This is a genomic window from Streptomyces nanshensis, assembly GCF_001751255.1.
GTDB lineage: Bacteria > Actinomycetota > Actinomycetes > Streptomycetales > Streptomycetaceae > Streptomyces > Streptomyces nanshensis_A.
On record NZ_LJGW01000491.1, the window covers coordinates 1 to 539 of the forward strand.

General features: G+C 58.6%; 1 rRNA gene. It reads right to left on the reverse strand.

From position 1 onward, the window contains the following. Positions 1–480 (reverse strand): 23S ribosomal RNA (locus AN218_RS29015); the annotation flags it as partial. Positions 481–539: the final 59 nt, after the last annotated feature.

Here is a 539-nt window from a genome sequence, read left to right on the forward strand (position 1 = left end):
TTTCACGGGCCCCATGCTACTCGGGAAACAGAACAAGTGAGCCACCACAATTTCAGCTACGGGGGTCTTACCCTCTACGCCGGGCCTTTCGCATGCCCTTCGCCTATCGCAATGGTTTCTAACTCACCCAGCCGCCGGCAGACGACCGAAGTCCCGTCCCACAACCCCGCACATGCAACCCCTGCCGGGTCTCACACACATACGGTTTAGCCTCATCCGGTTTCGCTCGCCACTACTCCCGGAATCACTATTGTTTTCTCTTCCTGCGGGTACTGAGATGTTTCACTTCCCCGCGTTCCCTCCACACACCCTATACATTCAGATGCGGGTGACAGCCCATGACGACTGCCGGGTTTCCCCATTCGGACACCCCCGGATCACAGCTCGGTTGACAGCTCCCCGGGGCCTATCGCGGCCTCCCACGTCCTTCATCGGTTCCTGATGCCAAGGCATCCACCGTGCGCCCTTAAAAACTTGGCCACAGATGCTCGCGTCCACTGTCCAGTTCTCAAACAACAACCAGCCACCCACCACCCCAA